The following is a 13,399-nucleotide window of genomic DNA, read 5'->3' as shown; positions in this document are numbered from 1 at the left end:
GGAGCGAAGCTCCGTCGTGAAGACCCTAGGGTGACGACGCGGGTGCTTAGGCCAATCTCTAAGGCCACGATCAGCTAGAGAGCGTTGCGCTAATCCAGCCTGTCCAGAAGCGGCTTCAGCCGGTCACCATAGCGCTTCCATAGATCGACCGACCCCTGATACATCGGCTGGCGCACCTGTGCGGCTGAAGCCGTGCGCACCGGTCGGTCGGTCTCGTGGAACGATAGTGCCGCGTCGTCCCAGGGCAGGCCGAGATGGGCGATCAATGCCCGCGTCTGGCCTTCCTGGTCGGCGACAAAATCCTCGTAGCGTACATCGTGCACGACGCCTGGCAGCACCGTGTGCCAATGCTTCATGATGTCGGTGTAGAGATTGTGGAAGTCGGCGAGCTCGCCGAGATCGTAGCCATAGCGATGGCTGTCACCGCGGAAATGCACCTTGTAGATCGACAGGCAGGTGGCCGCCGCATCGCGCGCGCAGTGGATGATCCTGGCCTTCGGCATCATCATGTGGATGAAGCCGACAAGCAGGAAGTTGCCCGGCATTTTGTCGGTGACGTGGCGCATGTTCGGATAGCGGGCATGGAGCATGTCGAGATAGGCTTGGCCTGCCTCGGCAAAATCCGAATCGCCCGTATCCGATACGCCCCATGGGAAGCCACCCGGCATGGTCGCCGGGAACTGCCTGCCGACCGCCTTCTTCAAGATGCTGAGCTCGCCTGCGCCATAGACCTGCGGATGGCTGGCGATGATCTGCTCGACCAGCGTCGTGCCCGAACGCGGCATGCCGACGATGAAGATCGGCGTGTCGTCGCTGATTGAGCTGGGCCTGTGCTTCTCGAAGAAGCCGGCATCGAAGGTGGCCTTCATCGCCTCGAACTCGGCCCGCGTCCTGGCCTGGTCGTAGTCGATGCCTTTGCGGCGGATCGCATTGCCCTCGGCGAAATAGTCGAAGGCCCGGCCATAATCCCTGAGATCGTCATTCGCCTTGCCGAGTCCGAAGGACAGCTGCATGCGCGCCAGGCTGTCCTGCGGCGCCTTGGCATGCTGGGCTTCCATGCCCCCAAGTTCGCTGTCGCGCTCCTTCTGGCGCTTGACCTGCGTCAGCATCAGCCAGGCTGTGGCCATGGCGGGGTTGATCGCCAACGCCTGCCGGAACAGGTCGGCCGCCTCGTCGAGCTTGCCCTTTTCCATCAACCCGACGCCGAGCCCGTGCAGCAGGTCGGCATCCTTGGGTCGGATCGCCAGCGCTTCGCGGAAGGCAGCCAGCGCCTCATCCAGCCGCCCGGCTTCCTGCAGGGTTTCGGCAAGCCCGATGCGGGCGCGCACATGAAATGGGTTGCGTGCAACCGTGCCGCGATAAATCTCTTCGGCCTCTTCGAACTGGCCGACCTGTTTCAGCGATGAGCCGAAATTGTCGCGCGCCGCGAGTTGGTCCGGCCGCAGATCCACTGCGCCGCGGAAGAAATCGATGGCCGCAGCAGGGCGGCCGAGGTCGCGCATCACCGTACCGAAATTGTTGAGGAAATCGGGATTCGTCGGCTGCAGGCTCACCGACCGTTCGATGAGATCCAGCCCTTCTTCGCTGCGCCCGGTCTGGTGGAGCAGCAGTCCCAGGAAATGCGCCGCGGCCGCGTGCTTGGGCTGACGCGCCAGCACCTGCCGGTAGATCGTCTCAGCCTCTTGCCGGCGCCCGGCCTGATGCAGTTGCAACGCCTGCTGCACATACTGGTCGAGGCCCAGCGGCGGCTGTCCGCCTGCGCCAGACCTGGCTCCCGCACCCGCCGCTCGTCTTTGATCTCTGTTGATGGGAAACCTACCGTGTTTTATCCGCCTGTGGCGATCTAGGCCATCGGCGCCGCAGGTTCAAGGCTTCGCTTGCTGTCTCGTCCTTTCGTCGGTGCGGAAAGATCAAATCAGCACACCGCGATCCGGCCCCAGCAAATCTGGCTCGAGGCCACGGAGCGCGCGTTCATCGATATCAACTCGGCCCGCTCAACGCTCGTTCGTGCCCGCGAACTTGGCCACGCAGTGGCAATCGACGACTTCGGCACCGGCTACTCCAGCCTGTCCTATCTCGAGGGGCTGCCGCTCGATGCGCTCCTAATCGACAAATCGTTCATCGATACGATCAGCACGAATTCCGCCACCAATTCCGTCACCGCGCATATCATTGACATGGCCAAGACACTAAAGCTGAAGATCGTTGCCGAAGGCGGGGAAACGCAGGCGCAGGCCGACTACCTCGCGGCGCGCGACGTCGACTACGGCCAGGGCCGGCTGTTTGCCAGACCCATGCCCGCGTCCGAGTTCGTCGCCGACTGTCGCCGGTGAAACCGACGGCTTGATGATTGTCTTCCTCAACGAGGCGCAGCGTTCTCAGCACGGCCCGTCGCCAACGACGCGATAGTCCGCGGCACGGGCTTCGCAGGAATTGGGGAAGGTGCGCATCTCGCCATGCCGGCGCGCGCACACCGGCGCATATTCGCGGGTGCAGAACGTCTGCTCTTCACCACCGCCGCCGCCGCCACCGCCGCCACCGCCGCCACCGTCGCGGCACGGACCGTCGCGCACGATGCGGTAGCCGGCCCGGTCGGCAAGACAGGCATTGGCGAAGGTCTGGCGATCGCCGCCGCGCCGGGCACAGACCGGCTCGTACTGCTTGCTGCAATATTGCGGTTCCGGCCGGGGCGGACGCGGACGCGGCCCTGGTCCGTCATCGACGACGACGGTGCAGGCGGCAAGAAGTGCCGACAGCAACAGGATGACAAAACCCTGCCGCGAAAAGATTGCCGCCAGATATTTCATGATGATCTCCCACGATCGCGTCCCCGGTTGCCGATCCTCGCCATTCCCTTGCCAAATGCAACCCCCGTTTGCAGCCCTTTCAGTCGGAAACGCGCTGGGGCTGTAGGCGGCGTCGACTTCCTCGGCCACCTCGACATCTGGCCCATTCGTGGCCCGGTTCTGGCCGATGACCCGGCCGGCAAGCAAGCCTATGCCGAGCCCATCGATGCTCAGGTCAGTCGATTGATGCGTCGGGACGCGCCAGTACGGCGGCCCGCGGCGGTATCTTGCAACCATCACGTTTCCGTGCGATAAATTCCGTGTTCGGGCATTTGCGACCCGGAGAGCGGAACGTTTTGGACGACCTTTCCCCGATACTGTGAATCTCTGACGGCCCCGTTTTCGGCGGGGGGTTTGACCATGCGCCAATGCATGACTGCCGAAGCAACCACCGGGAACTGCCCTTTGCGCCAGGCGGCGGGCGGGACCACCAAAGACTGAACGGGTGAAGGAGTTTCCCCAATGGCCCAGACCGGCACCGTTAAATTCTTCAACGCGACCAAAGGCTTCGGTTTCATCACGCCCGATGGTGGCGCCAAGGATGTGTTCGTCCATATCTCCGCGATCGAAGCTTCCGGCTTGCGCACGCTCGTTGACGGCCAGAAGGTCACCTTCGACGTCGAGCCGGACCGCATGGGCAAGGGCCCCAAGGCCGTCAACCTCCGCGCAGCCTGAGCCATCGGCGCGCCGCATGTCACTTAGACGTGCGACGGAGGCTCCATGCCTGCACCTGGCCTGGAGAGGGATCTGAATTTTGAAAGGCGCGGCGATCTTCGTCGCGCCTTTTCCTTATCGAAGGCGCGGGCCAGTGATGTCGCCCAAGCGGCCGGGTTCTGGGCAACGACTTGCATAAAAACAAAGACCCGAAGCATGCCGCAACGTGCTTTAGACGCCCGCAAAACTTTCTCTTGCCGATGACGCTAAAATAAAGGACAAATTTCCACTCGGGCATTTGCCGGCCCGAGACTGGAGTTTATGGGACAAAGGAGCTTCCCATGCCGCAGACCGGCACCGTCAAATTCTTCAATCATGCCAAGGGCTTCGGCTTCATCACGCCCGATGATGGCGCGAAGGATGTTTTCGTCCATATTTCAGCTGTGCAGGCGTCCGGTCTTCCCGGCCTCGAGGATGGGCAGAAAGTGTCGTTCGATACCGAGCCGGATAAGCGCGGCAAGGGTCCCAAGGCCGTCAACCTGTCGGTCGGCTGAGCCGGCTTCGAACCGGCGCTCCCGGGCAGATCGCTCCCTTGAGAGCCTGTGATTTTTGACGTCCGTTTTGAATAAACACGTTAAAATCCGTTCAGCCCCCGTTCAGCCACGGTCGCATATTAGTCTTCGGTAAAGCCGGACCGCATCCCCGAAACTGCACGGGCCGGAACGAAGGAGACCGACATGAACCGAATTTTCAAAACCGCCGTCCTGGCCGCTGCCGTGGCCGCCACCACGCTCACGGCCTTGCCCGCCGCCAATGCGCGCGACTGGCGCCGTCATCATGGCCATCATGGCAATGGCGATGCCATTGCCGCCGGCGTGCTCGGCCTCGCGGCCGGGGCGCTGATCGGTGGCGCATTGGCCAATGACCGCCCGCCGCCCGACGCTGACCGCTACTACGATGACGGTTACTACGATCGTGACGTCGTGGTGCGCCCGGCCCCGGTCCGCCGCTATTATGCGGAGCCGCGGGTGGTCTACGCCAATCGTTATGCCGAACCGTGGACGCGTGACTGGTACGAATATTGCTCGGACCGCTACCGCAGCTTCAATTCCCGTACCGGCACGTTCACCGGCAATGACGGCGAACAGCATTTCTGCACTGCCAACTAACCAAGGGCTTCCCTGCCCCAAAACAGAAAAGCGCTGACCGCAAGGCCAGCGCTTTTTTGTTGTGGTCTCTACAATGTCAACGGTCCGCTTGGGCTGATGAAAAACAGCTACGGTTCCGAGCCTGGTTCAAGTCAAAAAAGGATTGGTCCGCCTCTCCTCGCCAAAACGTCCGCCGGGACCGTGGCCACAAATGAAGCCGATGTCGTCGCCGAGCGGCAGGAGCTTGTCCTTGATCGAAGCGATCAGCGCCGCGTGGTCGCCGCCCGGCAGGTCGGTGCGGCCGACCGAGCCGCGGAACAGCACGTCGCCGACATGGGCGAACTTGGCTGCGCGGTTGTAGTAGACGACGTGACCGGGCGCATGGCCGGGGCAGTGCAGCACCTCGAACACATGGCCGCCGAACGACACGGTCTCGCCTTCGGCCAGGAACCGGTCGGGCACGCAGTTGCGCGCCCCGGCGATGCCGTAGCGCTTGCCCTGGTTTTCCAGATTGTCGAGCAGCGACTTGTCGGCCTCATGCGGACCGATGATCTCGATGCCGAGCGCCTCCTTCAACTCCATTGCACCGCCGGCATGGTCGATGTGGCCATGCGTTATCCAGATAGCTCCGGCTGAGATCGCATTGTCCTTCAGCACCGCCAGCACCTTGTCGATATCGCCGCCCGGATCGACGACGACGCCATGCTTGTCATCCATGTCGAACAGGATGGTGCAATTCTGCTGGAACGGTGTGACCGGCACGATGCCGGCATTGAGCTGACCCATGATCGTCCTTTCGATGTTCACGGGTGATGTAGAGGCGCGGACAAAGGGCGTCCACCTCGAAAGACGAACAGTCAGTAGCCCCAAAACGGAAATGGGCGGCCGAAGCCGCCCATTTGAAAAGACCGAAACGGCCTGCTTACTTCTTCATGGCGCCCATGACCGCACCGAGAATGGCGGTCAGGATCGCGCCGCCGCCGGCGCCGCCGACGATGTTCTGCAGGTTCAGCGCGCTGCCGAGACCGCTCGTTGCTGCTGCCGCAGCCGCCGGATCGACCGCACCGCCACCCAGCAGGCTGCCGAGGATCGCCGCACCACCGACGCCGCCAATGGCTCCGCCCAGGATTTTGGGAAGCTGACCCATCGCCGCCGTCTTGAGCGCCGCACCGACCGCCTGACCACCGATGATGCCAGTAATCACCTGTATGATGATCGGAAGAAGCGTGTTCATGTCCATATGATTAGTCCCTCCATAGCTGTCAGCCTCCCGGGCCGACACCATCATGAGACGCCGAATTGGACGAAAGTCAAATGCAGAAACGCTGAAATAAAAGGGGCGGCCCGAAAACCGCCCCTACTTCCTAAAAAAGCTGTGACTTTCGTTATTCTGCGGCGATCGCGTGCTTGGGCTGAACGGCCGCAGAATAGTCATTCATAAGATTCTTGGCTATTTCGCCGACCTCGAATCGGTAAGGCCCGATCTCCGAAACCGGCGTCACTTCCGCTGCCGTCCCGGTCAGGAAGCACTGCTCGAAGCTTTCCAGCTCTTCCGGCAGGATGGCGCGTTCAATTACCTCCAGGCCGCGATCCTTGGCCAACCCGATGACCGTGCGGCGGGTGATGCCGTCGAGGAAGCAGTCGGGCTTGGGTGTGTGGATCTTGCCGTCCTTGACGAAGAAGATGTTGGCTCCGGTCGCTTCGGCGACCTGGCCACGCCAGTCGAGCATCATGGCGTCGGCATAGCCCTTGGCCTCGGCGGCGTGCTTGGACATGGTGCAGATCATGTAGAGCCCGGCGGCCTTCGACTTAGAAGGCGCGGTGCGCGGGTCGGGCCGGCGCCATTCCGCCACATCGAGACGGATGCCTTTCAGCTTCTGCGCAGGATCGAAATAGCTTGGCCATTGCCAGATGGCGATGGCGCAGTTGATGCGGTTGTTCTGCGCCGAGACGCCCATCTGCTCACTGCCGCGCCAGGCGATCGGCCGGACATAGGCGTCCTGGAAACCCTGCTTCTTGAGAAGCGTGGAAGAGGCGTCGTTGAGCTCGGCCACCGAATACGGGATCTTGAAACCGAGCAGGCGTGCCGATTCATGCAGGCGCTCGGTGTGTTCGTTGAGCTTGAAGATCTCGCCGCCATAGGCGCGCTCTCCCTCGAAAACAGCGCTGGCGTAATGCAGCCCGTGCGTCAGCACATGGATCTTAGCGTCACCCCATTGGACGAATTCGCCGTTCATCCAGATGAAGCCATCGAGTTGATCGAAGGGAACGGATGCCATGGTAACCTCCCACGGGCGGCAGCCCGGATAGTTGTATCGTTGTGTGTTTCGTGTCGGCCGCCCAAAGCGGCTTTTATGGTGGAGCGTAGGCGGATAATTGCGCTCTGGCAAACTTAGGAAATTCCGGAAAAACCGGCTTCCCTTGCCTTTTCGTTCGCAATCCGCCCAAAAGCTTGTCAAAAATTACCATTGCAGGGAAATTACGTCAATAGTACTGACATAATCTCTCTTTCCCACGGAGAAATAATGACGGATCGAAGCCCAGCCGCCGGAAAACCGATCAGGACCGCAATGTCGGTCGAGGACGGCATCGACTTCGCCATCATCGAGCTGCTCTTCTTTGCCTATCGCGACTTCACCTCCGATCCGGACCAGATCCTGGCCGATTACGGCTTCGGCCGGGCCCACCACCGGGTGCTGCATTTCGTCAACCGCAGGCCGGGCCTGACGGTCGCCGAACTGCTCGACGTGCTGAAGATCACCAAGCAGAGCCTGGCCCGTGTGCTCAAGCAACTGATCGACACCGACCATATCGTGCAGTTGCAAGGTCCGCGCGACCGCCGCCAGCGCGAACTTTATCCGACAGCCAAGGGCCGTGCGCTGGCGCTGGCGCTGGCGCGGCCACAGTCGCGCCGCATCCATGCTGCATTGGGGGATTCCGGAGTAACCGAACGGACCTTGGTGGAACGGTTCCTCGAAGCGATGGTCAATCCGGAACTGAGGGCGCAGATCGACGTTGGGTCCGCAAAAATGTCAGGGAAAAGCCATGGAGAGCACTGAACGGGTCGATCACGCGGCCGCGCCGGACGACGACGCGCCGCATCTGCTTGTCGTCGACGACGACACCCGCATCCGCAATCTTCTCAAGCAGTATCTGACCGAAAATGGCTTTCGCGTCACCGTTGCCGGCAATGCCGGCGAAGCCAGGCGCAAGCTTGCCGGCCTCGACTTCGACCTTCTGGTGCTGGACGTCATGATGCCCGGCGAGACGGGCGTCGACCTGACCAAGTCGCTGCGGGCCGAAAAGAACGTACCGATCCTGATGCTGACAGCGCTGTCGGAGACCGACAGCCGCATCTCAGGGCTGGAGGCTGGCGCCGACGACTATCTGCCAAAGCCGTTCGATCCGCGCGAGCTGATCCTGCGCATCAACAACATCCTGCGCCGCGGTGGCCCGGCGACCACGCCCAAGGTCGAGCAGTTGGTCTTCGGCCCCTACACCTTCCAGATCGCCCGGCGCGAATTGAAGCGTGGCGGCGAGGCGTTGAAGCTGACCGATCGCGAGCAGGAGATCCTGGCGATCTTCGCCGCGCGGGCGGGCGAGACGATACCCCGCCACGAGCTTGTCGGCGACGATTCGGAAGTCGGCGAGCGCACCATCGACGTCCAGATCAACCGCCTGCGCCGCAAGATCGAGCGCGATCCGTCCAATCCGGTCTGGCTGCAGACCGTACGTGGTATTGGGTATCGGCTCAGCGTGGAATAGAATGCCGCCTGCGGCCGGCTGAACGGCTGCGGGCAAGCGAAAAGAGCGAATGGCAACCACGGAACTGGAACAGCCGGGCAATGGCGGCTTGAGCGCACGCGCCGCGCGGACGCTGAAGGCGGTGCCGCGCGCCTGGAACCGCTTCTGGCGCCTCGTCTCGCTCTATATGCCCAAGCGGCTCTATGCCCGCTCGCTGATCATCGTCATCGCGCCGATGATCCTGCTGCAATCGGTCGTCGCCTTCGTCTTCATGGAACGTCACTGGGCAACCGTGACGCAGCGCCTGTCGCAGGCCACCGTGCGCGACATCGCCGCCATCATCGACCTGATCGAGACCTATCCGCGCGATGCCGACTACACCAACATCATCCGCATCGCCCAGGACCGCATGCAGCTGAAGGTCGACCTCTTGCCGCCCGACCCACTGCCCGCGCCCGGTCCAAAGCCGTTTTTCTCGATTTTGGATGATGTTCTCTCGTCCGAGATCACCCGCCAGATCAACCGCCCGTTCTGGATCGACACGGTCGGCAACTCCAACATCGTCGAGGTGCGCGTGCAGCTCGAGGGCAAGGTGCTGCGCGTCTTCGTGCGCCGCAGCCAGGCCTATGCCTCGAACACCCACATCTTCCTGATCTGGATGGTCGGCACCTCGCTGGTGCTGCTGATGATCGCCATTCCCTTCCTGCGCAACCAGATCCGGCCGATCCTGATGCTTGCCGAAGCCGCCGAAAGCTTTGGCAAGGGCCGGCCGATGCCGCGCGATTTCCGGCCGCGCGGCGCCGAGGAGGTTCGCCGCGCCGGCTTTGCCTTCATGCAGATGCGCGAGCGCATCGAACGCCAGATCGAACAGCGCACCGCCATGCTGACCGGCGTCAGCCATGACCTCAGAACCATCCTCACTCGCTTCAAGCTGCAGCTGGCGCTTTCCGGCGGCAAGGCCGAGACCAAGGCAGCGCTCGACCAGGACATCGACGACATGCAGTCGATGCTCGAAGGCTATCTGTCCTTTGCCCGCGGCGAAGCTTCGGAAGACGCCGGACGGTTCGATCTCGAGGCCTATTTCGAAAAGCTCGACGAGGAAGCCAGGCTGCGCAAGCGTAAGCTGTCGACGACGCTTGCCGGCGATCACGATGTGCATGTGCGGCCCAATGCCTTTGCCCGGCTGATGTCCAACGTCATCGGCAACGCCTTCCGCTATGCCAAGACGGTGGAGGTCAACGCCACCCATGGCCGCGGCTCGCTGCTGGTCACCATCGATGACGATGGTCCGGGCATTCCCGCCGATCGACGCGAAGACGTGTTCAAGCCTTTCGTGCGGCTCGACGAGGCCCGCAACCTCGATGCCAGCGGCACCGGGCTCGGCCTGTCGATCGCCCGCGACATCGCCCGCTCCCATGGCGGAGACATCACTCTTGAAGACAGCCCGCTCGGCGGACTGCGCGCCATCATCAAGGTTCCGGCATAACCGGGCACGATTCCGAAAAGTGGAAACCGCTTCATCCGCCCGTCATGAAACCATGATCAAGAGCGCGCATGAAGCGCGCGACCTCAATTGATTCGGCCTTGCCGCCTATCTTCGACCCCGTACCTGTCCGGGTGCGCTGGAGCGAAGCGAGAGCAGCAGGCTGGTCGCCTTTCCGGCATCGTCTCAAGGCAACCGTCGACCTTTCAAGCAAAGGGCCGCCATGCGCATACTGATGGTCACCGATGCCTGGCGCCCGCAGGTCAACGGCGTCGTCCACACGTTGGAGCGGCTCACCGAGACGCTGAAATCCTTCGACGTCGCGGTGGATTTCCTGACGCCCAATATCTTTCGCACCCTGCCCTTGCCGACCTATCCCGACATCAGGCTGGCGCTGACCACGCCCGGCCATGTCGCGCGCCTGATCGACGCCGGCAAGGCCGACCACATCCACATCGTCACCGAAGGACCGCTGGGCATCATGGCGCGGCGCTATTGCCGCAATGCCGGCCGTCCATTCACCACCAGCTATCACACGCGCTTTCCCGAATATCTCAGCGCCCGCCTGCCGGTGCCGGAAAGCTGGGCCTATCGCTGGCTGCGCGATTTCCATAATTCCGGCCAGGGCACGCTGGTCGCCACCCAGTCGCTCGCCGACGACCTTTCCGCGCGCGGCTTCACCAAGCTGCGGCCATGGACGCGCGGCGTCGACACCGACCATTTCCGCCCGGACAGGAAGAAGGACCTCGGCTTCCCCGGCCCGATCTTCCTCTGCGTCGGCCGCGTCGCCATCGAAAAGAACCTGGGTGCTTTCCTCGACCTCGACCTGCCCGGCAGCAAGGTGATCGTCGGCGAAGGCCCCGAGCTTGCCAGACTGAAGGCGAAATATCCGCAAGCGCATTTCCTCGGCCATCGCCCCAACGACGAACTGGCCGAGATCTATGCATCGGCCGACGTCTTCGTCTTCCCGAGCCGCACCGACACGTTCGGCAACGTCATCATCGAGGCACTGGCCAGCGGCACGCCGGTTGCCGCCTATCCGGTGACCGGGCCGATCGACATTGTCGGCGATGGTTTTGGCGGCGCGGTCTCCAACGATTTGCGCGAGGCCTCACTCGCCGCGCTCAACGTCGACCGTGCCGAAGCCCGCGAACGCGCCATGCGCTACAGCTGGAAGGCCTGTGCGGAAATGTTCCTCGACACGGTCGAGGAAGCACTGGGCACACGGCGAAAGCTGGCGGCCTGATCGTGCTTTTCGTTATCCAGGGCGAAGCTGACACACCGCCACGGATGACAAAGCGCGGCGACGCACAATCAACCGTTAGTCTGCCACGGCACCTTGTTTCAAAGGGATGGTTCGGCGTGACGTATTGTGCGACTTCGGAGCCATGACCAAGTCAGATTGATAATTGTCGGCGACTCAAAATTTACCATTTCTACCTACATTGTGGCATGCTCGAAGCAACAGCCAGCAACAAAATCAACAGTTACACGAGCCATTTCATCAGGCCCGAAGGTATCTTGCTGATAGTTCTGCTGGTGGTGGCTTTCTTGCCCGTACTGCTCGTCGACATACCCGCTATGGCAGACTATCCAAATCATCTCGCAAGAATGTCGATCCTGATGCGCGCCGGTACGCCCGAAGCCCATCCCTACTATGAAGCCGCGTGGGCACCCTACCCTAATCTAGCCATGGATCTCGTCGTCCCGTTCGCTGGGCGCTTGATCGGGATCGAGCTGGCATCAAAGCTTTTCTATCTAGGCTCGCAAATGCTGGTCGTCAGCGGGGCAATGGCCGTCGGAGCGGCCGCACAGGGGCGTGTGATCCTCAGCGGCTTCGTCGCTTCGCTCTTCCTCTACGCCATGCCTTTCGCTTTCGGATTCGTGAATTTTGAATTTGGACTGGGGATCGTTCTTTGGTCCATCGCGGTTTGGATTTGGCTTGCGGAAAGACCTTTGCCGCTGCGCCTTGCGATCCACGCCGTCTTCGTCGTGGTTCTGTATATCTCTCACCTATTTGCCCTCGGCCTGTATGGCATTGTGGTGGGGCTGTACGAACTCTCCCGCTGGCCAGACCATATTGAGAATTGGAAACGCACGATCTTGCTGGTTGCCGGAATGGCTGCTCCGGTCGTCGCAGTTGGCGCCCTGGCGCTCGCCTACGGCGGCAAAGTGGGTGGCGAAGGAACCGAATGGGCCCTGTCGGCGAAATTGTTGGCGCTGGTTCAAGTCAACGGCTTCAGCAGATACACTTCCTCAGCCGTGACCGTGGTGCTGGTCATTCTCAGTTACCTTGCGGTGAAGCACAGGATGGTGGCGGTCTCTCGCGTCGGCTGCTGGATAGGCTTTGGGCTCTTGTGCCTGTTCATTGTCATGCCGTTTCGCGTTGCGGACACGGCCTTTGTCGACGGGCGCGTCCTTCTGGCGCTTGTTCTGATCCTGCCAGCCTTCGTCACGATCAAGCGTCCGCAAGGCTCGCGTGGAACACTTCTCGTCGCGCTGGCGTTTGGCGCCGGGCTTGCAAACAGTGGCATCGCGATCTGGGCCCAATTGTCGTGCGGCAGCGAATATCGTGCCCTTATGACCGCGTTCGACGCCATTCCAATGGGTTCGCGAATCCTTACCGGCCAGAATGGCCTCCCAGACGACCCGCCAACGAATCTGCTCCTTTATCCAATGTACAATGCTGCCGCGTTGGCCGTAGTCACACGCAATGCACTGATGCCAACGCTGTTCACCTATCCGGGAAAACAGCCGGTCAGGCCCCGGCCGGAAGTGGCAAACCTGACCGTACCGCAAGGCGGGCCTATCCCGATGTCTGAGCTGGAGGCCTACGCCGCCGGTGCTTCCCCACCGGTCGAGGCGGCGTATGCAGCGCATTGGACCCGTGACTTTGACTATCTGCTGGTAATCGCGCCGGAGCGCAGCCCGCCACGACACGGCAACCTTGAATTAATCGCCGAAGGCAAACAGTTCAAATTTTACAGAATAAGGAAATTGGTCGACGCGGACAGGAAAAGCGGATGATGTCCACGCGCGACACTCCTGTCACCTCATCGGCATTCATGCTGAAGCATCTGCCGAAAGGATTATCAATCCATCCCGGTTCGCGGGGGATTCCGATCCCCAGTTGAGACCCTAAAACAACCGCCCGCCATCCGGCACCTTACGCTCGATCGCGCCGAGCACCACGGCGCCCTCTTCGTCGGGAAAGCCGAGAGTGAGCACTTCCGACATGAATGGACCGATCTGGCGCGGGGGGAAATTGACCACCGCGAACACCTGCCGGCCGATCAGCGTCTCCGGTGTATAGTATTTGGTGATCTGCGCCGACGATTTCTTGATACCGATACCGGCGCCGAAATCGATCTTCAGCTTGAACGCGGGCTTGCGCGCCTCGGGAAACGGTTCGGCCTCGACGATCGTGCCGGCGCGGATGTCGACACGATCGAAATCGGCAAAACTGATCTCGGGCTTGCGCTCGGTGTTCGAACTCATCTTGGTCTTGTCTGCCTTAACGGGGA

14 protein-coding genes and 1 pseudogene are annotated in these 13,399 nt (G+C 61.8%); 9 read left to right on the top strand and 6 right to left on the bottom strand.

Annotated elements, in window-relative coordinates; genetic code table 11:
* Positions 1-89: 89 nt before the first annotated feature.
* Positions 90-1,712, bottom strand: a complete 1,623-nt coding sequence (locus RPF88_RS00250) for a tetratricopeptide repeat-containing sulfotransferase family protein (protein ID WP_337121367.1) — start codon at positions 1,710-1,712, stop codon at positions 90-92.
* A 195-nt stretch (positions 1,713-1,907) separates the two neighbouring features.
* On the opposite strand from RPF88_RS00250, the pseudogene RPF88_RS00245 reads away from it, so the two are divergent.
* Positions 1,908-2,333 (top strand): annotated as a pseudogene (locus RPF88_RS00245) (EAL domain-containing protein); the annotation flags it as partial.
* A 45-nt stretch (positions 2,334-2,378) separates the two neighbouring features.
* Here the strand turns inward: RPF88_RS00245 and RPF88_RS00240 are convergent.
* The gene (locus RPF88_RS00240) at positions 2,379-2,807 is read right to left on the bottom strand and encodes a Kazal-type serine protease inhibitor domain-containing protein (RefSeq protein WP_337123831.1); all 429 of its coding nucleotides are present in this window, start codon (positions 2,805-2,807) and stop codon (positions 2,379-2,381) included.
* Between the two features lie 501 nt (positions 2,808-3,308).
* Here RPF88_RS00240 and RPF88_RS00235 point away from each other — a divergent pair.
* From RPF88_RS00235 to RPF88_RS00225, 3 genes are all read left to right on the top strand, one after another.
* Positions 3,309-3,521 carry a cold-shock protein gene (locus RPF88_RS00235; protein WP_006202520.1) on the top strand — a complete coding sequence of 71 codons (213 nt, stop codon included), beginning with the start codon at positions 3,309-3,311 and terminating at the stop codon, positions 3,519-3,521.
* 320 nt (positions 3,522-3,841) lie between these two features.
* Complete coding sequence (locus RPF88_RS00230; protein ID WP_013530020.1) at positions 3,842-4,054, top strand: cold-shock protein; 213 nt, start codon at positions 3,842-3,844, stop codon at positions 4,052-4,054.
* Positions 4,055-4,237: 183 nt separating this feature from the next.
* Positions 4,238-4,669 carry a BA14K family protein gene (locus RPF88_RS00225; protein ID WP_013530019.1) on the top strand — a complete coding sequence of 144 codons (432 nt, stop codon included), beginning with the start codon at positions 4,238-4,240 and terminating at the stop codon, positions 4,667-4,669.
* A gap of 126 nt (positions 4,670-4,795) precedes the next feature.
* Here RPF88_RS00225 and RPF88_RS00220 read toward each other — a convergent pair whose 3' ends face one another.
* From RPF88_RS00220 to RPF88_RS00210, 3 genes are all read right to left on the bottom strand, one after another.
* The gene (locus RPF88_RS00220) at positions 4,796-5,434 is read right to left on the bottom strand and encodes an MBL fold metallo-hydrolase (protein WP_337121366.1); all 639 of its coding nucleotides are present in this window, start codon (positions 5,432-5,434) and stop codon (positions 4,796-4,798) included.
* Positions 5,435-5,570: 136 nt separating this feature from the next.
* Positions 5,571-5,888 (bottom strand): hypothetical protein, encoded by a 318-nt coding sequence (locus tag RPF88_RS00215; protein WP_013530017.1) that lies wholly within the window; start codon positions 5,886-5,888, stop codon positions 5,571-5,573.
* A gap of 145 nt (positions 5,889-6,033) precedes the next feature.
* Entirely contained in the window at positions 6,034-6,927 is an 894-nt protein-coding gene (locus RPF88_RS00210) for a branched-chain amino acid aminotransferase (protein ID WP_013530016.1), read from the bottom strand.
* Between the two features lie 246 nt (positions 6,928-7,173).
* Between RPF88_RS00210 and RPF88_RS00205 the strand changes: the two genes are divergently transcribed.
* From RPF88_RS00205 to RPF88_RS00185, 5 genes are all read left to right on the top strand, one after another.
* On the top strand, positions 7,174-7,707 hold the full coding sequence (locus tag RPF88_RS00205; protein WP_024505623.1) for a MarR family winged helix-turn-helix transcriptional regulator: 534 nt from the start codon (positions 7,174-7,176) through the stop codon (positions 7,705-7,707).
* Positions 7,694-8,413 carry a response regulator gene (locus RPF88_RS00200; RefSeq protein WP_013530014.1) on the top strand — a complete coding sequence of 240 codons (720 nt, stop codon included), beginning with the start codon at positions 7,694-7,696 and terminating at the stop codon, positions 8,411-8,413. The genes RPF88_RS00205 and RPF88_RS00200 overlap by 14 nt, the downstream gene beginning before the upstream one ends.
* Positions 8,414-8,462: 49 nt before the next feature.
* Positions 8,463-9,878, top strand: a complete 1,416-nt coding sequence (locus tag RPF88_RS00195; protein WP_013530013.1) for an ATP-binding protein — start codon at positions 8,463-8,465, stop codon at positions 9,876-9,878.
* 220 nt (positions 9,879-10,098) lie between these two features.
* Positions 10,099-11,121 (top strand): glycosyltransferase family 4 protein, encoded by a 1,023-nt coding sequence (locus RPF88_RS00190; RefSeq protein ID WP_013530012.1) that lies wholly within the window; start codon positions 10,099-10,101, stop codon positions 11,119-11,121.
* 206 nt (positions 11,122-11,327) lie between these two features.
* On the top strand, positions 11,328-12,902 hold the full coding sequence (locus RPF88_RS00185; RefSeq protein ID WP_337121364.1) for a hypothetical protein: 1,575 nt from the start codon (positions 11,328-11,330) through the stop codon (positions 12,900-12,902).
* Positions 12,903-13,013: 111 nt separating this feature from the next.
* Here RPF88_RS00185 and RPF88_RS00180 read toward each other — a convergent pair whose 3' ends face one another.
* Complete coding sequence (locus tag RPF88_RS00180) at positions 13,014-13,373, bottom strand: tRNA-binding protein (RefSeq protein WP_013530010.1); 360 nt, start codon at positions 13,371-13,373, stop codon at positions 13,014-13,016.
* Positions 13,374-13,399: the final 26 nt, after the last annotated feature.

Origin of the sequence: Mesorhizobium sp. ISC11 (assembly GCF_037162595.1) — a bacterium.
Lineage (GTDB): Bacteria > Pseudomonadota > Alphaproteobacteria > Rhizobiales > Rhizobiaceae > Mesorhizobium > Mesorhizobium ciceri.
This window is presented reverse-complemented; position numbering and strand designations above follow the sequence as displayed.